The organism is Streptomyces sp. NPDC008163 (assembly GCF_042956885.1).
Taxonomy (GTDB): Bacteria; Actinomycetota; Actinomycetes; order Streptomycetales; family Streptomycetaceae; genus Streptomyces; species Streptomyces drozdowiczii_A.
Window position 1 is genome coordinate 1 of record NZ_JBIBHG010000023.1, and the last position, 20473, is coordinate 20473.

At 69.6% G+C, this 20473-nt stretch carries 17 protein-coding genes and 1 pseudogene; 5 read left to right on the forward strand and 13 right to left on the reverse strand.

All coding sequences use genetic code 11. From position 1 onward, the window contains the following. Positions 1-562 precede the first annotated feature (562 nt). Positions 563-3019, forward strand: a complete 2457-nt coding sequence (locus tag ACFZAT_RS32880; RefSeq protein ID WP_391269523.1) for a Helicase associated domain protein — start codon at positions 563-565, stop codon at positions 3017-3019. 175 nt (positions 3020-3194) lie between these two features. Here ACFZAT_RS32880 and ACFZAT_RS32885 read toward each other — a convergent pair whose 3' ends face one another. Further along, complete coding sequence (locus ACFZAT_RS32885; protein WP_391269525.1) at positions 3195-3962, reverse strand: helix-turn-helix domain-containing protein; 768 nt, start codon at positions 3960-3962, stop codon at positions 3195-3197. A 199-nt stretch (positions 3963-4161) separates the two neighbouring features. Here ACFZAT_RS32885 and ACFZAT_RS32890 point away from each other — a divergent pair, with 199 nt between their 5' ends. After that, the gene (locus ACFZAT_RS32890) at positions 4162-4296 is read left to right on the forward strand and encodes a hypothetical protein (protein ID WP_391269527.1); all 135 of its coding nucleotides are present in this window, start codon (positions 4162-4164) and stop codon (positions 4294-4296) included. Between the two features lie 587 nt (positions 4297-4883). On the opposite strand, the pseudogene trxA reads toward ACFZAT_RS32890, so the two are convergent. Further along, positions 4884-5211 (reverse strand): annotated as a pseudogene (gene trxA / locus ACFZAT_RS32895) (thioredoxin TrxA). An 80-nt stretch (positions 5212-5291) separates the two neighbouring features. Next, complete coding sequence (locus ACFZAT_RS32900) at positions 5292-5642, reverse strand: ArsR/SmtB family transcription factor (RefSeq protein WP_391269529.1); 351 nt, start codon at positions 5640-5642, stop codon at positions 5292-5294. A 93-nt stretch (positions 5643-5735) separates the two neighbouring features. Between ACFZAT_RS32900 and ACFZAT_RS32905 the strand changes: the two genes are divergently transcribed. Further along, complete coding sequence (locus ACFZAT_RS32905) at positions 5736-6980, forward strand: MFS transporter (RefSeq protein WP_391269531.1); 1245 nt, start codon at positions 5736-5738, stop codon at positions 6978-6980. Positions 6981-7186: 206 nt separating this feature from the next. Next, on the forward strand, positions 7187-7714 hold the full coding sequence (locus tag ACFZAT_RS32910) for a hypothetical protein (RefSeq protein WP_391269532.1): 528 nt from the start codon (positions 7187-7189) through the stop codon (positions 7712-7714). 63 nt (positions 7715-7777) lie between these two features. Here ACFZAT_RS32910 and ACFZAT_RS32915 read toward each other — a convergent pair whose 3' ends face one another. The 6 genes from ACFZAT_RS32915 to ACFZAT_RS32940 all read right to left on the reverse strand — a co-directional run bounded on the left by ACFZAT_RS32915 (position 7778) and on the right by ACFZAT_RS32940 (position 14740). Beyond that, positions 7778-8674 carry a ParB/RepB/Spo0J family partition protein gene (locus tag ACFZAT_RS32915; protein ID WP_391269534.1) on the reverse strand — a complete coding sequence of 299 codons (897 nt, stop codon included), beginning with the start codon at positions 8672-8674 and terminating at the stop codon, positions 7778-7780. Continuing rightward, positions 8671-9909 carry an AAA family ATPase gene (locus ACFZAT_RS32920; protein ID WP_391269536.1) on the reverse strand — a complete coding sequence of 413 codons (1239 nt, stop codon included), beginning with the start codon at positions 9907-9909 and terminating at the stop codon, positions 8671-8673. The genes ACFZAT_RS32915 and ACFZAT_RS32920 overlap by 4 nt, the downstream gene beginning before the upstream one ends. 213 nt (positions 9910-10122) lie before the next feature. Next, the gene (locus tag ACFZAT_RS32925; RefSeq protein WP_391269538.1) at positions 10123-10506 is read right to left on the reverse strand and encodes a DUF6009 family protein; all 384 of its coding nucleotides are present in this window, start codon (positions 10504-10506) and stop codon (positions 10123-10125) included. Between the two features lie 123 nt (positions 10507-10629). Next, complete coding sequence (locus ACFZAT_RS32930) at positions 10630-12168, reverse strand: phage/plasmid primase, P4 family (RefSeq protein ID WP_391269541.1); 1539 nt, start codon at positions 12166-12168, stop codon at positions 10630-10632. Further along, positions 12165-13190: a bifunctional DNA primase/polymerase gene (locus ACFZAT_RS32935; RefSeq protein WP_391269569.1), complete on the reverse strand. Its 1026-nt coding sequence runs from the start codon at positions 13188-13190 to the stop codon at positions 12165-12167. The genes ACFZAT_RS32930 and ACFZAT_RS32935 overlap by 4 nt, the downstream gene beginning before the upstream one ends. 683 nt (positions 13191-13873) lie before the next feature. Next, entirely contained in the window at positions 13874-14740 is an 867-nt protein-coding gene (locus ACFZAT_RS32940; RefSeq protein WP_391269543.1) for an NAD(P)H-binding protein, read from the reverse strand. A gap of 125 nt (positions 14741-14865) precedes the next feature. Between ACFZAT_RS32940 and ACFZAT_RS32945 the strand changes: the two genes are divergently transcribed. Further along, the gene (locus tag ACFZAT_RS32945) at positions 14866-15537 is read left to right on the forward strand and encodes a ScbR family autoregulator-binding transcription factor (protein WP_391269545.1); all 672 of its coding nucleotides are present in this window, start codon (positions 14866-14868) and stop codon (positions 15535-15537) included. Positions 15538-15568: 31 nt separating this feature from the next. On the opposite strand, the gene ACFZAT_RS32950 is transcribed toward ACFZAT_RS32945, so the two are convergent. The 4 genes from ACFZAT_RS32950 to ACFZAT_RS32965 form a co-directional block, all read right to left on the reverse strand. Continuing rightward, positions 15569-17065: an FAD-dependent monooxygenase gene (locus ACFZAT_RS32950; RefSeq protein ID WP_391269548.1), complete on the reverse strand. Its 1497-nt coding sequence runs from the start codon at positions 17063-17065 to the stop codon at positions 15569-15571. Between the two features lie 111 nt (positions 17066-17176). Next, positions 17177-17569, reverse strand: coding sequence for a DUF6009 family protein (locus ACFZAT_RS32955; RefSeq protein WP_391269550.1), 393 nt, complete (start codon positions 17567-17569; stop codon positions 17177-17179). Beyond that, positions 17566-19053, reverse strand: a complete 1488-nt coding sequence (locus ACFZAT_RS32960) for a phage/plasmid primase, P4 family (protein ID WP_391269571.1) — start codon at positions 19051-19053, stop codon at positions 17566-17568. Before ACFZAT_RS32960 ends, ACFZAT_RS32955 begins: the two co-directional genes overlap by 4 nt. 17 nt (positions 19054-19070) lie before the next feature. Next, positions 19071-20039: a bifunctional DNA primase/polymerase gene (locus ACFZAT_RS32965; RefSeq protein WP_391269551.1), complete on the reverse strand. Its 969-nt coding sequence runs from the start codon at positions 20037-20039 to the stop codon at positions 19071-19073. Positions 20040-20473 lie beyond the last annotated feature (434 nt).

Here is a 20473-nt window from a genome sequence, read left to right on the forward strand (position 1 = left end):
CCCCGCGGAGCGGGTACCCCATCGCTTCGCGATGGGAAAGCGAAACGAACCGCTTCGCGGTTCGTGACGAAGTGTTGGAAAGGCGCTTCGCGCCTTTCGGATTTCCGCTTCGCTCCAATCCTGGGGCCTCCGCTCCGCTACGGCCTTGAAGTGCGGAGCGGGTCCGCTTCGCTCCCCCGCCTGGTTCCGGCTCCGCCGGAACGGCTGGCTGCACGATGACGGTGCATCATTGCTGGTCTGTGTAGCATCCCGAGAAAACAGCCACCCCTCGAACCATGACACCCCATCATCCCGGCCGGGTGCCGGCCCCGGACCCGTGGGTGCGGGTTCCGCTTCGCTCCACCCGCACCGGACAGGCCGTCAGCCGTATCCGAGGATGACCGTGTTGCCGGGGAGATGGTCTGGGACTCCCCCTGGTGAGCATCGGCCCGCTACGATGATACCCGTGCATCACTTGTACATGCTGCTTGGTGCATCATTGATGTGCTGTGTAGCATCCGGAATATGTTGCCATCACCTCTGGCAGCCCTCCTGTTCATTCCTGGATTTCCGGAGATTTGGTATGCCGAGTACGGGAAAATTCACGCTCCGGCCTCACCAGGTCGAAGCCGTTGATGCTGTCGTGCGCGGCCTTGATATCCCGCCGGGGAAGAAGATCCCGCGGGCCGGGTTGAGGGCCACTGTGGTGGCGGCGTGTGGCACGGGCAAGACGTTCATCGCCGCGCACTGCGCGCTCCGCCTGGCCCGTAACGGGCGGGTCCTGGTCCTGGTGCCGACCCTGGACCTGCTGACGCAGACCGTGCGGGAATGGCGGGCCGCCGGCCACCACGGCCCCGCCGTCGCCGTCTGCTCGCTGGAAGACGACCCCCACCTGTGGGACCTGAAAGTGCGCTCCACGACCTCCGCACCGCAGCTGGCCCTGTGGCACGGTCGCGGACCGGTGACCGTGTACGCCACCTACGCCTCCCTCCCCGCCCTCGCAGAGGCGCACGAAGGGGCGTACGGGCTGCCCATGGACGTCTTCGACCTGGTGGTCGTCGACGAGGCCCACCGGACCAGTGGCTCGGCAGGAAAGGCATGGGCGGCCGTGCACGACCAGGACGTCATCCCCGCCATGCGCCGCCTCTACATGACCGCCACACCCCGCATCTGGAAAGAACGCCCGCCGCATCCCTCCCGAACGCAGCAGCGGGAGGGGGATGGGAAGCTGTGGGACCCGCTACCGCAGGAGCTGGCCTGCTCCATGGACGACCCCAAGATCTTCGGCCCCGTCGTCTACGAGCTCTCGCTCGCCTCCGCCGTCTCGCGGGGGCTACTGGCCCAGTACCAGATCGTGGTCGTAGAACTGAGGGACCCGGTCGTCACCCCGGCCAGGTTGTCGGGGCCGGAGAAGCGGGACGAGGACGTCCGCGGCGAACGCATGGGCGCGCTCCAGGCAGCGCTCCTGGAGACCATGGCCGAGCACGGGCTGCAGACCACGATCACCTTTCACCACCGCACCGTCGAAGCAGCCGCGTTCGCGGGAGGGCTGGGCCGGGTGGCGAAGCGGCTTCACGCGGCGAACCGGGAGCGGTATCCGGAGCGGGTGTGGGCCAACTGGCTGTGCGGGGACCACGAACCCAACCACCGCCGCCAGGTCCTCGCCGACTTCGGCCGACGCGCCGGACGCGCCGTGCTCTCCAACTGCCGCGTCCTGGGCGAAGGCGTCGACATCCGCACCGTCGACTCCGTCGCCCTCCTCGACCCCAAGGGATCAGCCGTCGACATCGTCCAAGCCATCGGACGAGCACTACGACAAAAACCGGGACAAGGGAAGATGGCGACGCTCATCGTGCCTGTCTTCCTCGCGCCGGGTGAAAAGCCGGAAGACATGATCACCTCCAACTCGTACAAGCCCTTGGTGAAAGTCCTGGAAGGGCTTCGGGCACACGACGAACGTGCTATCGAACTGCTTGCCATTCCTCAGGAACAGCGGAAGGCGGTCGTTGATCCGTCGCCTCCGATCGGTCCTGAGCCGGAAGAAGGGCAGGAGGACATGCGGCCGCTGCTGCGGTTCGCGGCCCCCAGGGATCCGGTGATGATCGCGAAGTGGGTGCGGTTCAACGTCATCAGCACCGAACGTCAGGACTGGCAGCGCGGCTATGACGCCGCCCGCCGCTACTACGGACGCGAGGGCGACCTGGACGTGCCCTACGAGCACACCGAGGGCGCCTACCCCCTCGGCAGGTGGCTGTCCGAACAGCGCCGCTCCTACCGGGCCGGAACCATGAACGGCGAACGCGTCGACGAACTGGAAGAGCTCGGGATCGTGTGGGACACCGCCGACGCCAGCTTCGAGGAAAACCTCGCCGCCGCGCGTGCGTACTACGCCGAGGCCGGAACACTGGCCGCACCCCGACACGCCACCGCCCTCGACCGACCCATCGGACAGTGGCTCACCAACCTCCGCCGGCCAAGCGGACTTGGCAAGAACACCGGCCGAGCCCGCCGGCGCGCGGAGCAGCTCGCCGCAATCGATCCGGACTGGAACCCGCGACTGCTCGGGTGGACCGTGGACTGGCAACGCTGCTACGTCGGGCTGCACGCGCTCCTGGAGGCCGGGAGTGGGCTGGAGGACGTGCAGCCCGGGGTTACGTACCGGGGCGACGACATCGGCCGCTGGACCGCCCGGCAAGCACGAGACTGGGCGCAGCTCAACGCGGAACAGCGACGACGGCTGGAAGAACTGGGAGTGCGGCCACAGGCCGCTGAAAAGGCCCGTAAGAGCGCAGCCCGGGGGGCGGCGAAGGCTGGGGGCGGGAAGAGCTCCGAAGCCTTCCAACGAGGCGTACAAGCCCTACGGCAATACATCGCACGCGAAGGCAAGACCACCGTCGGGAGGCAGCACATCGAAGAACTGCCGGACGGGACGACCGTACGACTGGGTGTCTTCCTCAGCAACCACAAAACCCGCCGCCACAAGCTCAGCGACCACCAGCTCACCACCCTCGCCAACCTCGGACTCGGCTGGGCGGCATAAGGTCGCGGAATCGGTCGTCGAACCAGAACAGCCTCTGATCGCCTGCTCCACGATGACGTGCGAGGTGCCGGACCGACACGGTCGCGCCGTCTCGCACTAGCGCAGCGGAACTTGGCCGTGCTGACCCTTGGCGTTGCCCCGGACGCTCAGGGCCTCTCCAGAACCCGTGCGGCTGTCACGCTGACGTGGGCTGACCCCCGGGCCGCGGCGGCACCTCGCCGCCGATCTCCGCGAAGTATCCGCGCAGGCAATCACGGATTCTGGCGAGATGGTGGTCGACGTCCGCCTTGCTGACGAGGTTCGGGGCTGTCTCTCCAGCCTCGAACGGCGTCCGGCTGCCAGCGAGGTCGGGTGTGAACCAGCTAAGGATGTTGAGAAGTTCCGGCAAGCGGCCCTGATCCGTGATCATCTCTCCGAGCTCCTCCAGCAGCTCGAATACCCAGACCTCGTCACACGAGGGCTGTTCCGGAGATGCCGAGGTGCCCTGCGCGTCGAGGTGCCACGGAACGCGCTGGAACTCAGCGCGCGGCAACGCGTGGAGGAACCGGTAGTAGGCCCGCTTGCTGAGCACCTGGTGTGCTTGCTCCTGGTCCTGTTGCGTCTGCAGCTCGATCAGCGTGGCGACCTGCTCGGACAGTTGCCGGACGCTATCAGTGAGCTCGTCGATCTGCAGCTGGGCGTCCTGGGTTCCGCTGATCCGCGCCGGCCGGACACGGGCTTCGTTGGCCCGGTGCCAAGCATCCATCCATGGTTTCGCATCCTGGCCACAGGCGCGCACCAAGGATTCCAGCGTGCTCTGCTGCGGAAACCGGGCGCTGCCCTTCGCCATGGCCCGGACGGTGTTCTCCGAGACCCCTGCCAAGCCACCCAGCTTCTCCGGCGCCATGCGGGTCTGCTCAAGCAGCATCCGCAGCTGCGCCAGCAGTTGATCGCTGGTGGTCACGGCCGCTGGGTCTGCCACAGCATCTCCCTCAACATCCGCCAATGTTGCGCTGATCCTAAGAGCCTGCCCTGCCGTGAGCAGGGGGTTTTCCCAATCCAGACCAACCTTCTGCGAGGCAGTTCACTCTGCGTCTCTTGAGGTCCCTCTGCCGCTGAGCTGTGTGCACCCGTCCACCTCTCCTCTTCTGGAGGCGCTCACAATGCTGCACGACCTGTACCTGGAGATCGCTCACGGCCTGCTCGCCGAACTTCCCTCTGCCGTCGTGGTCGCACTCGGCACCACGCTCATCCAATGGCTCCGGAGCCGGCGCACCAAGGACCGGAAGCCGCAGTAACAACCCCCGATGGCGCGGAAAGCGGCATATCGCTTCGCCGTAGCCCTGAAGGAACCGGACCGTGACTGCGGACATGCAGCAGGCCCCGCCCTAAGGCGGGGCCTGCTGTGTAACTCGTGAAATCCACGTGCGGCCCGGGGCGCCTCGCGCGGCAGTCAGGTTCTAGGAAGCGGGTCGATAACTGTCACGAACAACTACGACAAGCAGTAGGACTACCCGTGCGACGCCTGCACCCTGACTCTGCGCCCGCCGTCAGGGTGCAGGCGGGTAGGTTCGCCAACGTCGGCCGGTCCGGCTGATGAACCTACAAGGTGGCGTGACCGAAGCTGTGGGAGGTCGGCAACAAGCGGCGGGCAGTGATCGAGCCGCTGCTGCCCACGGCCGAGCATCGGATCATGCATCCGGGGCGCAAGCGGCATCTGGACCGGTTGGTACTTCAGAGCGAACGCCCTGGACTTTTCCCGGGTGGCCAGACGGAGATCTCCGGCGAACAGGAGTGCCGGAAGCTCGTCTTCGTACCGGCGATGGGTGACCGGCGGTGCAACGTTCATCTCCGCATGGAAGGAAGGGCCAACACGCCGTCCACCTCACACGTGAGCGTCGAGGAACTCCTTGATCTGCTGCTTGCTCACCGTTCCGACCCTTCGCGCCACTTCCTCGCCGCTCCTGAACAGCAACAGAGCCGGGAGGCCCTCAACCTCATACCGAGGCGCCGTCCCGGGCTGCTGATCGATGTTCAGCTTCCCGATGGTGAGCCGATCCTCGTACTCCTCGGCCAGCTCGACCAGGACCGGGGCGAGCATCTTGCAGGGCCCGGACCACTCCGCCCAGAAATCCACGAGTACCGGGCGCCGGTGAGTGGAGCACGTCGGACTCGAAGCCGGTGTCGGTCAGTTCAGCAATCTCCCCCGCCATGTTGCCTCCCCATCCCTTCAGTGACGATCACTGTCCGAGCGATTATTACGGCGTAATAATGCGCGGTCGCTGCGGCTGTCCTACGGCGTCGGGGTCCACGCCGCGACCAGGTCGAGGAGGCCCGGGAAGCGGGTGTTGAGGTCTGTTGTGCGGATGTGGCTGCGGCGTTCCAGGCCGTATTGGCGTTGGCGGGTGATGCCAGCTTCGCGCAGGGCCTTGAAGTGGTGGGTGAGGGAGGACTTGGGGCGGTCCAGGTCGAACCAGCCGCAGGGGTGGTCGTACTGGTCCGACTCCAGGAGGAGTTTGCGGACGATCGTCAGGCGCAGGGGGTCGCTGAGCGCGCCCAGGACGGTCTCCAGGCGCAGGTCCTCCACTGCTGGTTCCGGTAGGGGGTTGGGGAGTTCGTCAGGTGTGGGCGCGGGTGACGGCATGGGGCTTCCCTCTCACGATCCTTGTACGAGTCTCATCGTACTTCATGCTAAGTTCGATTTAAGTCGTACTTAGGAAGTCGGGGAGGAACATCCATGTCCGGAACTCGCGTCGGGTCCGTGCGGAGTGCCGTCGGTGGCACGGGGGCGAGCGGGGCCGCGCCGCCGTTGTGGTGGGTGTGGCTGGCCGCCTGGCCGGTGGCCGCCGTGTTCGTGCTGTCCAATGCGGCGACGCCGCTGTACGTGCTGTGGCAGCGGGAGATGGGGTTCTCCCAGGGCACGCTCACCGTGGTGTTCGCGTTCTACATCGTCGGGCTGCTGGGCTCGCTCCTGGTGTCCGGGGTGGCCTCCGACCGGCTCGGGCGCAAGCCGGTGCTGCTGCCCGCTCTGGGGCTCGCCCTGGTCGCCTGCCTGGTCTTCGCGACCGCCGCGACCGTGGCCTCGCTGATCGTGGCGCGGCTGTTCACCGGGATCGCCGTCGGGGCGGTCGTGTCGGCCGGGATGGCGGCGGTGTCCGATGTGGCCGGGCCCGGGCGGCGGCACCTCGCCGCTCTGCTCGCCTCCTGCGCGATGGTCTTCGGGGCCGGCCTCGGGCCGCTCCTGGCCGGGGTGTTCTCCGAGACGCTGCCCGCTCCCACCGTCACCGTCTTCGTGGTGGAGGCCGTGTTGCTCGTGACTGCGGTGGGCGCCGTGGTGCGGATGCCACTGCGCCGGCCCGACGCGTCGGTGAAGGGCGCTGCGTGGGTGCGGGTGCCGGGGGTGCCTCGTGCGCACCGTCGTCAGCTCTGGCTGGGGATCGCGGTGTTCGCGCCGGGCATCACCGCGACCTCCTTCGTTCTGTCGCTCGGGCCCTCGCTGCTGTCGGGGCTGCTCGGGACCACCAGCCGGATCGTTGCCGGTGCCATGGCCTTCGCCATGTTCCTCATCTCCACCGGCGTGCAGTTCGCCGTCCAGCGGCTGTCCCGGCCCGCCATCCTGACCGCCGGGGCCGTGAGCACCGTGCTGAGCACGGTCGCCCTGATCGGCGCCGTGCGGGGCGGCTCGGTGGCGGCGCTGATCGCCTCCGCGCTGCTCGCCGGTGCGGGGCAGGGCATGGGGCAGCTCGGAGGTCTTTCGTTGCTCAACTCGAGCGTTCCGCCCGGGCGCCTGGCGGAGGCCAATGCCGCGCTGAACGTGGGCGGTTACGTCCCGGCAGGACTGCTGCCCGTGTCTGTCGGGTTCCTCAGCGACAGTGTGGGGCTGACCGGCGCCGCCACGGTGTTCGGTGTCGTCCTCGCGGGGCTCGCGGTCGCAGGTGGTGCGGTGGTGCTCGCCTCGCGACGGCGAGGCGGCAAGGCCTGAGGGCGGGGTGCTGCGCAGTATTACGGCGTAATAATGCAGTGGTCGGTGGGGCCCGCGCCGGGATTATTACGGCGTAATACTGCGGGTGGCCCGCAGGAGGAGGCGGGGCTCCCTCGCACGGGGGAGGCGGTGGGGCGGAATCTCCTTCCGGGCCGGGCGGGGGCTCGTACCCGGTGCCGACGACTGTGGGCCGGCGTGCCACCAGGATGGTGTGCATGACTTCCACCCCGCCCCGTTGGGCAGTCCGCGCCGCTCACCTCTGTGCGCTCGTCACGCTGCCGACCGGCATCTGGCGTCTCCTGCTGGCGGCGGGCCATACGGCCGGCTACACCGATGCGGGTTACGCGGCGATGGACTTCAGCGGCTGGGGTGCGGGTTACGTGCTCGACCTCAGCCTGCTCAGCGAGGCGGCCGCGCTCCTGACCCTCGGGCTCGTACGGCCGTGGGGTGAGGTACTCCCCCGCTGGATTCCCCTGCTCGGCGGGCGCCCTCTCCCCCGGCTCGCGGTCGTCGTCCCGGCTGCCCTGGGGGCTGTGGTGCTGACGGTTCTGTGGACACCGCTCGTCTCCTGGTGGGCGCTCCCCCACCCCGATCTGACCGCGTACGGCAGCGTGGTCGTGGGCCTGCTCTATCTGCCGCTGGTCGCCTGGGGGCCGCTGCTCGCGGCGGTGACTGTCTCGTACCACCGCCGTGTGGGCGGGAGGCAGGCTGCGGCCTCGATTATTACGCCGTAATAGTCGAGAGGTCGGGTGCGCATTATTACGGCGTAATAATGCGCACCCGACCTCGTGCAGCGGCTACTTCTCCGCCCTCATCCGCTTCGACTCCTCGATCTTGAAGTCGACGAGCAGCTCGGTGAGCTTGCGACGGGACGAGACGTCGAGCTCCTCGATGATCAGGCTCGCCAGCGTGTAGGCGTCGGTGGAGGGCAGGCGGGTCGGGGGCTCCGCGGGGGACTGCCGCTTCTGCTTGGGGGTGCGCGGCTTCTGGGTCCTGGTCGCCTTCAGGTGCTCCAGGTGGGCCTCCTGCTCCTCGGCCTTCTTCTTGCCGACCAGGCGCAGCGTGGCCGCGGATTCCTCGCCCGACTGGAGCTTCTCCTTCAGTGACGGGGTCAGGGTGAGCAGCGCGAGGCGCTGGGAGACCCAGCCCTGGGAGCGGTGGAGGCGGGCGGCGAGGGCTTCCTGGGTGCCGTGGATCTTCAGGAGCTGTTCCAGGGCCTTGGCCTCGTCCAGGTGGTTGAGCTCCTGGCGGTGGATGTTGGCGACGAGGGCTGATTCCAGTATCTCGTCGGGGTTGCTGCCGAGCGTGTCGTCCAGCATCACCTTGATCTTGGCGAGGCCTGCTTCGCGGGATGCGGCGAGGCGGGAGTTGCCGTCGATGACGACGTACTTGGTGCCCGGTTCGAGGTCGTCCTCGCGGCCCGGGTTGCCTTCGAGGTAGGCGAAGCGGCCCATGATGCTGATCGCGGTCTTCTGGCCGTGGTCGCGGAGGCTGTTGGCGAGGTCGGTGAAGTCGCCGAGGTCGGACCTCGGGTTGTCGGGGTTCAGGCTGATGATGTCGACGGAGAGCTCGACCGGGGGCGGGGCGCCCTCGGTGGGGGCGGCTGCGACCTGGTTGATGGCGGCGCGGCGGGCGCTGATGGACTGGGTCTGTCCGAAGGAGGAGCCGGCGCCGAGCCGGGATGCCTTGCTCATGAGATCTCCCGGGCGAGGGCGCGCAGGCCGACGGCCTGGTCGCAGCGGGGGGAGTAGGCGAGCAGGGGCTGCTTCACGCGTACGGCCTCCTTCTGTTCCTTGAGATCGCCGATGACGCCGACGACCCTCGGATCCTTTATGTCCATCCAGGAGGCGAGGGACGAGGTGGCGATGTAGCCGCGGCGGGCGTCGTAGTGGTTGACGACGATGCCGAGGTAGTCGAGTTCGAGGTGCATGTCGTCGCGGAGGTCCTCGATCTGGGAGGTGAGGAGTCCGTAGGCGTCGGCGGAGCTGTCCTCGGCCTGGACGACGACGAGTACGCCGGAGTTGCCCGGGGCCTCACCCTGGCGGCGGCGGCCGTAGTAGGCGGCGGCGTCCATGCTGAGGCCGAGGCTCGGCGGGCAGTCGATGATGACGGCATCGTAGTCAGCCTCGATGGCGGACAGGGCGCGTTCCAGGGCTGCTTCGCGGGCCCGGACTCCGGAGAGCTTGACGTCCAGGAGGAAGGCGTCGGTGCAGGCGGGCAGCAGGTGGAGGCGGTCGCCGAAGCGGGGGTCCTCGATGGGGACGACGAGGTCGGCGAGCCGGCCCTTGGCTTCGCCGGCCATGTGCTTGGTGAGGCTGTCGCCCTCGATGGGCAGCGGCTCGTGGCCGAGCTGCTTGGTGAGGTGGCACTGGGGGTCGAAGTCCACGAGGAGGACGCGCAGTCCGAGTCCGGGGAGGTCTTCGTAGTCGAGGGGCGAGGACTCCTCGTTGTCGGCGAGGGCGGCCGCGAAGTGCTTGGAGATGCGGACCGGGTGAAGTGCGCCCGGGTCCTCGGCGAGGGCTTCGCCGGTGCCTGCGGCGATGGCGGTCTTCCCGACGCCGCCCTTCTGGTTGCAGGTGATGATGCGCTTGGGGTGCTCGGGGCGTACGACGGTGGGCGCCGGGTTCGTCTCCAGCCACATCACGACGGACTGGGCGAGGCCCTGGATGAGGGAGACGCCCCGGGAGGCGCAGTCGGCGCGGAAGCCGTCCCACTGGCCGTCAGGCAGGAAGGTGGCGAAGGACTTGGCGCCGGCGGTGTCGATGGGGGAGAGGTTGGATCCGAGCCGCCGCCATGCCTCGATGCCCGCTTCGACGGCGTGCTGGATGTCGATGTTGTGCTGGGCGGCCCGGATCTTCAGGTCTTGTTGCAGGACCGGGGGCAGCTTGGAGACGACCTTCTCGCGGTCGCCGGGGGAGGGCGAAGTCATGTCGGCCACCTTACTAACCCTGATGATCCTTATCGGTATCGGCGCGTTAGTTCTGGCTGTTTTTTGTTTGAGGGATGCTCAAGAGCCCGACTCCTGGGTGGGGCTGGAGCCGGGCTCGGGGAGGCCGGTGGAGGGGGCAGGGCGGTTATTACGGCGTAATAAGTCGACGGGCGCGGAGGAGTATTACGGCGTAATAATCTCCCCCGCGTCCCCTCAGTTGCCGGTCTCCGCCGTCGCGGCCAGACCGCGCTGCGAGCGGGGCGTCTTGTCACCGACGCGCTTCGGCTCGATGGTGCTGGGGTCGACCGCCTCGCCGGGGGCGCCCTCGTGGTACGGGCCGTCGGGGTCGGCGTCGCGGTCGTGGGGGAGCAGGAAGAAGACCCGGCGCAGGTGGAGTCCGCTGTCGGGGTCGGCCTCGGTGTTGGCTTCCAGCTCGGTGTAGCCGACCATGCGTCCGTCGCGTTCGTAACGGGGCTTCCCGCGGCGGCGGGTGGTCTTGTCGAGCGCCTGGCGTACGTAGTCGAGGTTGTCGGGGTTCTCCAGCCAGACCACGGCGTTCTCGTGGTGGAGGTCGCTCTCGTTCAGCAGCGAGCTCATGGCTGCAGCCCCTTTGTGTGTCGGCCGGCCGGGAGGAGGCCGGGGTGGGTGTGAGCACGTTCCCTGGTGGGGGCACCGTGTTCATGGTAGGCCGGACCGGCGGGTGCGTGCCCGGTGCGTACGTCAGGCATGGCCGGTCCTGGAGTCGTCGTCGGTGAGGAGTCCCAGGCCCGGGTAGTACTTCTTGCCGCTGGACTTCATCATGTCGGCGGGCGAGGCGAGGGAGAGTTCCTGGCGGACCCGGGTCGCGAACGCGCGGGCAGTGGCGGGGCGGATGCCCTCGCCGGCGCCGCACCAGCTGCTGTACGCCGCGTACAGCAGCCCCTGTTCCACGCGGAGGTCCGCGGTGTGGGTGGTGCAGCACTCGGCGAGGAAGCGTCCGATGTGGTCCTCGGTGGTGGCGTAGGCGGCGGTGGCCGAGCGGACCGTTGCCGGGCCGTCGAGCGGGTCGCGGGTGGCCAGGTAGAGCTTGGCGCCCTCGATGAGCCATTGCAGGATGCCGGGGCCCTCGCTCTGGACGAGTTCCTTGGCGAGGTTGTCGATCTTGCGGGCTGCGGGGACGACGCGCTCGAACGGGATGAGACGGATGCGGCGCCAGAACGCATGCCCGCCGGTGCCGACTTCGGGGCGGTGGTTGCCCAGGAGCCAGAGCTTGTGGGTGGGGTTGAAGCTGAAGAAGTCCTGTCGCATCCGGCGGGCCATGATCCGGTCGCCGCCGGTCAGGAGCTTCACCCGGGACTCGTCGAACTTGTCGTTCGGCTTGAGCTCCGAGCAGACGACGATGCGCCGGCCGTGCAGTTCGGTGAGCTCGGTGGAGTGCTCGGAGAACTTGCCCTTCTCCATGAGGAAGCCCGGCGGAGCGGCCTGCGCGTAGTCGCCGAGGATCTGCGTCATCACGTCCAGCAGCACGGACTTGCCGTTCGCCCCGGTCCCGTAGAGGAACGGGAGCACCTGCGCGCCGACGTCGCCGGTGACGGAGTAACCGAGGAGCAGGTGGAGGAAGTGGATCGTCTCCTCGCCCTTGGCGTCGTCGCCGAACGTGTCGTGCAGGAAGCGGTGCCAGCGTGGAGTGGGCGTCTCCTCAGGGGCGACGCTCGTGGCCCGGGAGTGCATGTCGCCCTCGGGGTCGGGCTTGCGCAGGTGCCCGGTGTGGAGGTCCACGACGCCGGCCGGGGTGCACAGGGCGTAGGGGTCGCCGTCCAGGACGTCCGGGTCCAGAGCGATCGCGGGGGAGGCCTTCGCCTGCGTGAGCATGGCCTTGATGCCGGGGGTCGACATGGATCGGCGGCGGTGCGCGCGCAGTTCGCGGTCCGTGAAATGGCCGGTGGGATCGGTGGGGGGCATCTGCTCGGCCAGGTCGCCCGCCGCCCAGACCGCGGCCTTCTCACCGCCCGTGCGCTTCCAGCGGTACTGGTCCCAGTGGTACCAGCCCAGGCCCTCGACGTGCCGGAACTGGTCGCCGAACATGACGGCGAACAGTTTGGCGTTGCCCCGGTCGGTCAGGAGGGAGGGCAGGCGGCCCTCGGGCGGGGCCGGTTGGCCGACCACGGAGGCGTTCTGCTGGGCGGGGAGGCCGGGAAGGCCGCCCTCGGCTTCGAGGGCGAGCATCTGCTGCGCTGCGGCAGTGGCGTCGAAGCGCGGGCTGCTGTCGGCGCTGCTCATGGGCGTCCTTCGGGATCGAGCGGGCGGGCTGCGCCGGCGGACAGGGCTGAGGCGATGACGGTGAGGCTGTGCCGGTGGCGGTGCGGGCGCGCGGCGTCTGCCGCTTCGGTGAGCAGGTCCTCGGCGCGGGACTCGGTGAGGCGTCCGGCGGCGACGAGTCCGCCCGCGGTGTAGGCGGCCCGGTTGAGCTTTTCGGTGAAGGCGGTGCCCTCGGCGGCCGCCGCACAGGCCCGGACCTCGGCAAGCAGGGGCTCCAGCACCCTGAGCGCGCGCGGGGTGCCCTGGGGGAGGCGCGTCGCGCGTACGGGGCGGGGCGGGGGGACTCGTACGGGCTCGGGGCGCGGTGTGTGGCCGGTGCGCACGAGTTCGGCGGCGAGCCAGTCGGGGAGGGGGGCGGGCATGCGGGCCGGGCCGATGGGGGTGTAGGTGCCTGCGGGGGTGCGGGTGGCGGGGGTGACGATATAGCCGCCGGTGGCCCGGACGTCGACCTGCCAGGCCAGGGCGACCTTGGGGCTGGAGCCCACGGACGACCTGTAGGGCGGTCCGCCGGGTGCGGTGCGGTACCAGATGTGGAGACCGCCGGAGGGGGTGCGGACGCGGAGGGTGGCCTCGTCGTCCGCGGGGCTGGGGTGGCCGCGCAGTGCGGCGAGGAGGGCGAGGGTGTCGAAGCCGGAGGCCAGCCCGGTGAGGTTGACGCTCTCGTGGATCGGGATGCCGGGCAGCAGCCTGTCGCGGTGCGGGACTTCGGCACTGTGTGCGTCGATGTCCAGTACGACGAGGCCGGCCGGGCCGCAGGAGACTCCGACGCCGAGTGCGGGGTTGACGCCCCACCAGGCGGCCAGGCGGTCCGGGTCGGTGGTCGCGGCGTGAAAGCCGTGGCACCACTTGCCGGCGGGAAGGCAGGGGCAGTCCGCCGGGCGGTGGGGGTCCTCGCGGCAGGCCGGGCAGTTGCCCGCAGGAGTTTTGCGGCCGGCGGCCAGGGGGTGGACGGGCCAGCCGTTCGCCGCGCACCAACGGGCCATGTCGAAGGGACTCGTGGGTCCCGCCGCGCGCGGGCCACTGGTCTCTCTTTGACGCGGCACGCTGATCGTCCTTGCCGAGGGGCCAACAGGTTGTTCAGTCCTGAACGATTCAGTCCCTCCGAGGAAAGCCCAGGTCAGAGCGGTTCCGCTGCCAGGCTGAGGGACTGAAGGGACTGAGTTTTCAGATTCGGATCAGAGCCTACAACAGGCGTCCCCCAGTGGGCGGGACTCTTTGGTCCGCGAGTCCCTTCGGTCCCTTGCGCGAGGAGAAGTTGTGTGTTCGGGCTCGGCGTGTCGGGCCGGTGCGGCGGGGTGGTGGAGAGGGACCGAAGGAGAGGGACTGAACGTGGAACGGAGGGACTGGGAGTTTTGGTCCCTCTTCGGTCCCTCGGGGGAAAGTGCAGGTCAGGGGCTTGCGGGCGAAAAAGGGAGGGACTGAAGGGACTCAAGGTCGGTAGTTATCAGCGCTTCGGGACCAGAGTAGTAGGTACAAAGGGATATATAGGGTTGTTCTACGCGCGGGCGCATACACACGCACCCGCAATTGGCTTATAACTACCGACCTTGAGTCCCTTCAGTCCCTTCGGACCCTGGTTGTTGAGGCATGCAAGTCTCTGACCTGCAGTTTTATGGAAGGGACCAAAGAGGGACTGAACGGTGAGGGACTGAACGGAGTCCGGTCCCTAGTCCTTTGCGGGGGAGTCGGGCCGGAAAGAGTCGAGGTGGTCGGCCGCCCAGTCGCGGAAGGTCCGGGCGGGGCGCCCGAGCAGGCCGGGGAGGGTGGCGTCCACGTCCGCCTTGGAGCCGCTGTGCTGCCGTCTGGCGCTCTCCAGGAGGGCGGAGGCGATATCGGCCGGGTAGCGCGCTTCGAGAGCCGTACGGGCCCGCTGAGGGCTCAGCTCCTCGAAGCGCAGCGGCAGGCCGAGGAGCTCGGCAAGCTGGGCCGTCTGCTCGGCGGCCGACAGGGCCTGAGGGCCGGTCAGGGTGTAGGCCGCGTCCGCGTGGTCCCGGTCCCGGCCGGTGAGGGCCAGGGCGGCCACCTCGGCGACGTCGCCGGGGTCGACGCAGGCGTTGACGGAACTCCCGTACGGGGCGAGCACCACCTGGCCGGAGCGGATCGAGCGGGCCCAGGACAGGGTGTTGGACATGAAGGCGCGGGGCCGCAGCAGGGTCCAGCGGATGCCCGAGGCACGCAACAGGTCTTCGTTGTGGCGCTGGCGACGGGTGATCAGGTCGGCGGCGGCGGGGTCGGTGACGGCGGCCGCCGAGAGTTTGACGATGTGCCGGACGCCGGCCCCGCGCGCCGGGTCCAGGAAGCGCGTGTCGTCGTCGCCGTCGGGATTCGTGACCAGGAAGACGGTGTGGACGTTGTGCAGAGCGTCCGTCAGGGAAGCGGGATCCGTGAAGTCTCCGTGGACGATCCGGGCTGCCGGAGGCGCGCCGGTGACCCGGTCGGGATGCCTCGCCATGATGCGTACGGGCCGGTCCGAGGGGAGGCGGCGGAGCACTTCACGGCCGATCGTCCCGGTTGCGCCCGTGACGAGGATCATGGTTTCTCTTTCCTGCCGGACATTTCCCCGACCAGGGCGGAGGGAAGAGGCCGGGCTGTAAGATACGAACTGGACGGTTTATTTATCCCCCCACGTTCGATCGCCCCGAGGAGGGAGCAGACACAGTGGCTGAGCAGCTGCGGGCCATCCGTACCCGGCAGACGATTCTTTCGGCGGCTGCCAAGATCTTTGAGGAGCAGGGGTATCAAGCGGCCACGATCTCCCAGATCCTCACCGAGGCGGGGGTGACCAAGGGCGCGCTGTACTTCCACTTCCACTCCAAGGAAGACCTGGCCCAGGGCGTTCTCTCCGAGCAGGACCAGCGCATCATCGTGCCGATGCGGGCGTCCAAGGTGCAGGAGGTCGTGGACGTCGTGATGCTCCAGGCGCACCGGCTCCAGACGGATCCGATGGTGCGGGCGGGCGTCCGGCTCACGATGGACCAGCTGACGCAGAACCTCGACCGCAGTGGCCCGTTCCTGCGCTGGGGCGAGGTCGGTCTCGACCTGCTCCAGCAGGCGCAGGCCCAGGGCGAGTTGCTGCCGCACATCTCGCCGCCGGAGACGGCCGAGGTCATCGTGGGCGCCTTTGCCGGTGTCCAGTCCATGTCCCAGGCCGTGTGCGAGTACCGCGATCTTGTGGTGCGGGTGTCCGCGCTGATGCGTCATCTGCTGCCCAGTGCGGTGGTGCCGTCGGTGCTGGCCTCGCTTGACCTGTCCGATACCCGGGGGGCCAGGGTGTACGCGGAGGCCCTGAAGGCGGCCGACCTGCGCGACGTCCTGGAGACCGCGAGCTGAGAGCAGCGGGGCGCCCTGTCGTCCGCCGGACTCATCCGGTGGGGGCGCCCGGGCCGAAGTACGCCGTCAGCACCTGCCGCAGGCTGCCGTCGCCGGGGACCCAGGCGAGGTAGCCGTCGGGCCGCAGCAGCGCCGCCTCGTACGGCACGCCCGGTGTGGGCCGCACCTCCACGGTGCGCAGGATGCCCGCCCAGTCCCGGGCCTCCTCCCGGTGACCGTCCGTCTTCTCGCCGAGGAGCAGCAGGAGCGGACGCCCGTCGTGCAGCAGGCGGATGACGTCGGTGTCGCCGTCCGGGGTGCTGAGCACGGTGTTGCCGAGGTACGTCCCCGCAGCCGGTCCGCCCGCACCGGTGGGGTCGGGCAGGACGGTGTCCTGGGCGCTGATGAGGCCGCCGAGGTGACCGCTTCCGCCCTCGTCCGCGAGCAGGCCGGTGAACACCGTGCGCAGGGCGTCCGCCTCGGGGCCGGTGCGCATCAGGGCGAGTTGGGCCAGGGTGCCGTCGAGGACGCGGCGGGCGAGCGGCCGGCGTTCCGCGTCGTAGCCGCTGAGCAGGGCGGGCCCCGCCGAGCCGTGCACCGCGAGGGCGAGCCGCCAGCTCAGGTTCAGCGCGTCGAGCACGCCGGTGCTCAGGCCCTGGCCGCCGATGGGGAAGTGGACGTGCGCCGCGTCGCCGACGAGGAAGACCCGGCCCCGGGCGAAGGCGCGGGCCAGGCGGGCGAAGTCGCTGAAGCGGCTCAGCCAGTGCGGGGAGTGCATCGCGATGTCGCGTCCCGCGAGGTGCGCCACCTCGCGGCGCAGTTCATCGAGGGTGACGGGCCGTTGCCGGTCCGGGTGGGCGCCGTCGCAGTTGAGCGTCCGCAGGTGGGTGCGGTCCCCGTCGTGCTTGGCGACGATCCAGCCGCGCGGGGTGCGGTGCCAGCCCTTGGGCAGGGCGCCCGGATCGGTCAGGGTGACGGTCCCCATCAGCGCGGACACCGTCGCCGGAGAGGTGTCGGACTCGATGCCAGCCCGGGCGCGGACCGTGCTGCGGGCGCCGTCCGCCCCGACCAGGTACCCGGCGCTGAAGACCTCCGGTCCCTCGGGGCCCTCGGCCGTGACCCGTACGCCGCCCGCGTCCTGGACGGCGTCGGTGAGGCGGTGGCCGCGCAGGACGCGTGCCCCGGCCGCGCGTGCCCGTGCCTCCAGGTGGCGTTCCAGGTCGGCCTGGACGCATTTGAGGATCGGTTCCGGTTCCTCCGGGGGAGCGGCGATGGTCAGGCCGGGAAGCCCCGCGAAGTGGAAGGCGCTGGTGGCGGGTTCGGCCGCGTACGAGTGCCCGGGCGGGCCGGGGAGGTGGCCCCGGCGGGCGAGGGACTGCACGGCGCGGGCGTGCAGCGTGGTCGCCCTGGGCTGGTCGGATACCTCGGTCCGGGGTTCGAGCAGTACGGTGCCGACGCCGTATGCCGCGAGTTCGGCCGCCACCAGCATGCCGACGGGTCCTCCGCCGGCGATGAGCACCTGGGTCTCGATGAAACGTTCCCCCTGCACGGCGGTGCCCTCCCTGTCCGTGGTTGTCCCCGGCGGCAGAAATATACCGGACATGCTGTTTTTTAACCATCTTGGCAGAGAACCGACCCGGAACCGGCCGCGGGCGTACCGCTATGGCTGGAGTTCCCGGGCGGCCGCCGAGGACATCGGGCCGCCTTCGGAACGCTCGGTCTTGTGACCCTTGCTGCCCGGTGCCAGCGTGCGTACGTCCACGGCCTCGGCCGGGGCGCCCCGCGCGTACAGGCCGTCGGGCTCGGTGTCACGGTCGTGGGGGAGCAGCCAGAACACCCGGCGCCGGAAGGTGCCTGAGGAGCGCGACGGCTTGGCCTTCGGGCCGAGGAGGGCGTAGCCGACCATTCTTCCGTCGCGGTGGTAGGCGGGTTTGCCCCGGCGGGTCGGGAGGCGGTCCAGGCTCTGGCGGACGTAGTCGAGCGTGCTGATGTCCTCAAGCCATACGAGGTCGACCTCGTGGACGATCTCGTCTTCTGCGATGAGGGCGCTCATACTGTCTCCTCGTCCGCGACCAGACCGATGCCCGGGTAGTACTTGCGCTGGTTGGAAAAGATCATTTCCTTCGGTGATGCCAGCCCCACCACTTCGCGGATGTGCGCCGCGAAGGCCCGCGACGAAATCGCCGGAACGCCCTCATTCTGGCACCAGCGTCTGTACGCCGAGTAGAGCTGGGCCTGTTCGGCGCGGAGCCCGGGGTCGAGCCGGCAGCTCTCGCCGACGAAGCGTCCGGTGTGGTCCTCGGTCTCCGCGTACACGGTCGTCGCGATCCGCACCCGCTCAGGACCCGAGAGGTCCTTGTCGCCGCCCAGGTAGCGGCGGGCGCCCTCGATCAGCCAGTTGAGGATGCCCGGCCCCTCCTGGGTGACCAGGATGTCCGCCAGGTTGTCGATCTTGCGATCGTCCGAGACGACGCGTTCGAACGGGATCAGGCGCATGCGCCGCCAGAACGCGAAGCCGCCCGTGCCGACTTCGGGGCGGTGGTTGCCCAGCAGCCACATCTTGTGGGTCGGTTCGAAGCTGAAGAAGTCCTGTCGCATCCGGCGGGCCTTGATCCGGTCGCCGCCGGTCAGGAGCTTGACGCGGGCCTCGTCGAAGCGGTCGCCCGGCTTGACCTCGCTGCACACGATGACCCGACGGCCGTGCAGTTCGGCGAGGTCCGTGGGGTGGCCCTCGTACGGGCGTGACATCAGGAAGCCGGGCGGCGCCGCGTCCGCGTAGTCCCGCAGGAGCTTCATCAGGACGTCCAGCAGTACGGACTTGCCGTTCTTGCCGGAGCCGAAGAGGAACGGCATCACCTGGCCGCCGACGTCACCGGTGATGGAGTAGCCGAGCAGCAGCTGGAGGAAGGAGATCATCTCCGCGCCGTCGGGGCCCTCGCCGAAGGTGTCGGCCAGGAAGCGGTCCCAGCGCGGGGTGGGCATCGCCCGGGGGGCCGCCGAGGTGGAGCGGGAGTGGAAGTCCTTGGTGGGCTCGGCGGGGCGGATGAAGCCGGTCCGCAGGTCCACCACGCCCGCCGGGGTGCACAGCGCGTACGGATCGGCGTCCAGGAGCGCCGCGTTGAGGACCATGCCCGGCGCGGACCTCGCCTGCGTCAGCATCGCGTTCATGCCGCTGGTGCTGAGCGTGCGACGGCGGTGCTGCTGGAGCGCGGCCGGGGTGAAGACGCCGCGCGGGTCGGTGGTGGCGAGGGATTCCGCCAGGTCGCCCGCCGACCACAGCACGGTGTCGTCCTCGTCGAACTGCCACCGGGTGCCGTCCCAGCGGAACCAGCCCATGCCGGGGACGTGCCGGTAGTCGTTGCGGTAGAGCCTGACGAACAGCTTGGCGTTGCCCCGGTCGGTGAGGGTGTCGGGCAGCAGACCCTCCGGCGTGGCGTACGGCGTGGAGGTGTCCTCGCGCGGCCGGGGCTGCGGTACGGGCTGGGCGAGGATCTGCGCGGCCACGGCGCGTACGTCGAAGGAGGGGGAGGGGAGCACTCTGTCCTGGTCCGCGCTCACGCGTGCCCCCCGAGGGCCAGCGGCCGCAGCCGCCCCGCGCCCAGCCCGCCCCGGATGACGGCGAGGCTGCGCCGCTCCTGGCCGGGGCGGGCCAGTCCGGCGGCCTCGCGCAGGGCGCGTACGGCCTCGTCCTCCGTCAGGTGCCCGGCGGCGACGAGACCGCCGGCCGTGTACGCGGCCCGGTTGAGCTTCTCGGAGAACGCGGCGCCCTCGGGGACGGAAGCGCATGCGGTGACCTCGGCGAGGAGGCCCGCCAGCAGGCGCTCGCCCGGTGTGTCGGACCGGCCGCCCGCTGCGAGCACCGCCTGCCGGGCCCGGGGCGGCACGGGTCTGGGCCCCGGTGCGGGGCTGGTGGGCAGGTGCCCGGTGCGCTGGAGCTCCCGGGCGAGCCAGGCGGGCAGCGGGGCAGGGGTGCGTACGGTGCCGAGCGGGCGGTAGGTCCCGGCCTCGGTGACGGTGCCGGGCGCGACGATGTACCCGCCGTGCGCCCGGACATCGACCTGCCAGGCGAGGGCCCGCCCGCTGCCCGAACCTGCCGAGCACTGCCAGCGGTGGCCGCCGTCGTTGCGATACCAGACGTGCATCCCGCCCGACGGGGTGCGGACCCGGAGCGTGGACGCGTCGTCCGCGGGGCTGATGGCGCCGCGCAGTGCGGCCAGCAGGCCCAGGGTGTGGAAGCCGTCGGTCAGGCCGGTCAGATCGATCCCGGGGGATATCCCGACGCCCGGTAACAGGCTCTCCCGGCGCGGGAGTTCGCGGGCGTGTGCGTCGACGTCGATGACCACGAGACCCGCCGGGCCGGTGGCCACTCCGACCCCGAGGTCCGGGCGGAAGCCCCACCACTGCCCGATCCGGCCGAGGTCGAGCGTCGCCGCGTGGAACCCGTGGCACCAGCGGCCCGCACGCAGGCAGCCGCACCGGGCGCGGTCGTGGTCCGGGCGGCGGCACGTCTCGCGGTTGGCCACCGGTGTTTTACGGCCCGGCGCAAGAGGGTGAACCGGCCACCCCTGGCGCGCACACCACCACGCTGTCGTCAGGGGCTGCGCGGTGACCGGCTCAGCCCCCGTGAACTGTCGTGAGTCGCCGCGCGAGACCCGCAGTTCAGCTGCCATTCACTTCCCCCATCAGCGACTGAAGCGACTCAACTCGCATTAATCAGATTAGCGAAACCCCCGGGGGAAAAGAGATGCATGCGCCAGAACGGATGAGCCCGGGGAAAGGTGCCTTCAGCGACTCAGTGAACGGGCGGCGAGCGGTTTCCGGCCGCTCGGTCGCTGTCGGTGGTGTCCGCGAATCCGCAGGTTGTAGCCGTACGGTCGATGGAATAGCGACTGAAGCGACCGTAGCTCTCCATATATGACGCACACACGCGCACATGCCAATGGCCGCATATATCTGA

Bases quoted from the DNA above. Each gene is read 5' to 3' on its own strand.
- ACFZAT_RS32900 (WP_391269529.1), bottom strand. From the start codon at position 5,642: ATGCCGTCACCCGCGCCCACACCTGACGAACTCCCCAACCCCCTACCG.
- ACFZAT_RS32925 (WP_391269538.1), bottom strand. From the start codon at position 10,506: ATGAGCTCGCTGCTGAACGAGAGCGACCTCCACCACGAGAACGCCGTG.
- ACFZAT_RS32890 (WP_391269527.1), top strand. From the start codon at position 4,162: ATGCTGCACGACCTGTACCTGGAGATCGCTCACGGCCTGCTCGCCGAA.
- ACFZAT_RS32910 (WP_391269532.1), top strand. From the start codon at position 7,187: ATGGTGTGCATGACTTCCACCCCGCCCCGTTGGGCAGTCCGCGCCGCT.
- ACFZAT_RS32915 (WP_391269534.1), bottom strand. From the start codon at position 8,674: ATGAGCAAGGCATCCCGGCTCGGCGCCGGCTCCTCCTTCGGACAGACC.
- ACFZAT_RS32880 (WP_391269523.1), top strand. From the start codon at position 563: ATGCCGAGTACGGGAAAATTCACGCTCCGGCCTCACCAGGTCGAAGCC.
- ACFZAT_RS32940 (WP_391269543.1), bottom strand. From the start codon at position 14,740: ATGATCCTCGTCACGGGCGCAACCGGGACGATCGGCCGTGAAGTGCTC.
- ACFZAT_RS32935 (WP_391269569.1), bottom strand. From the start codon at position 13,190: ATGGCCCGTTGGTGCGCGGCGAACGGCTGGCCCGTCCACCCCCTGGCC.
- ACFZAT_RS32930 (WP_391269541.1), bottom strand. From the start codon at position 12,168: ATGAGCAGCGCCGACAGCAGCCCGCGCTTCGACGCCACTGCCGCAGCG.
- ACFZAT_RS32920 (WP_391269536.1), bottom strand. From the start codon at position 9,909: ATGACTTCGCCCTCCCCCGGCGACCGCGAGAAGGTCGTCTCCAAGCTG.
- ACFZAT_RS32905 (WP_391269531.1), top strand. From the start codon at position 5,736: ATGTCCGGAACTCGCGTCGGGTCCGTGCGGAGTGCCGTCGGTGGCACG.
- ACFZAT_RS32955 (WP_391269550.1), bottom strand. From the start codon at position 17,569: ATGAGCGCCCTCATCGCAGAAGACGAGATCGTCCACGAGGTCGACCTC.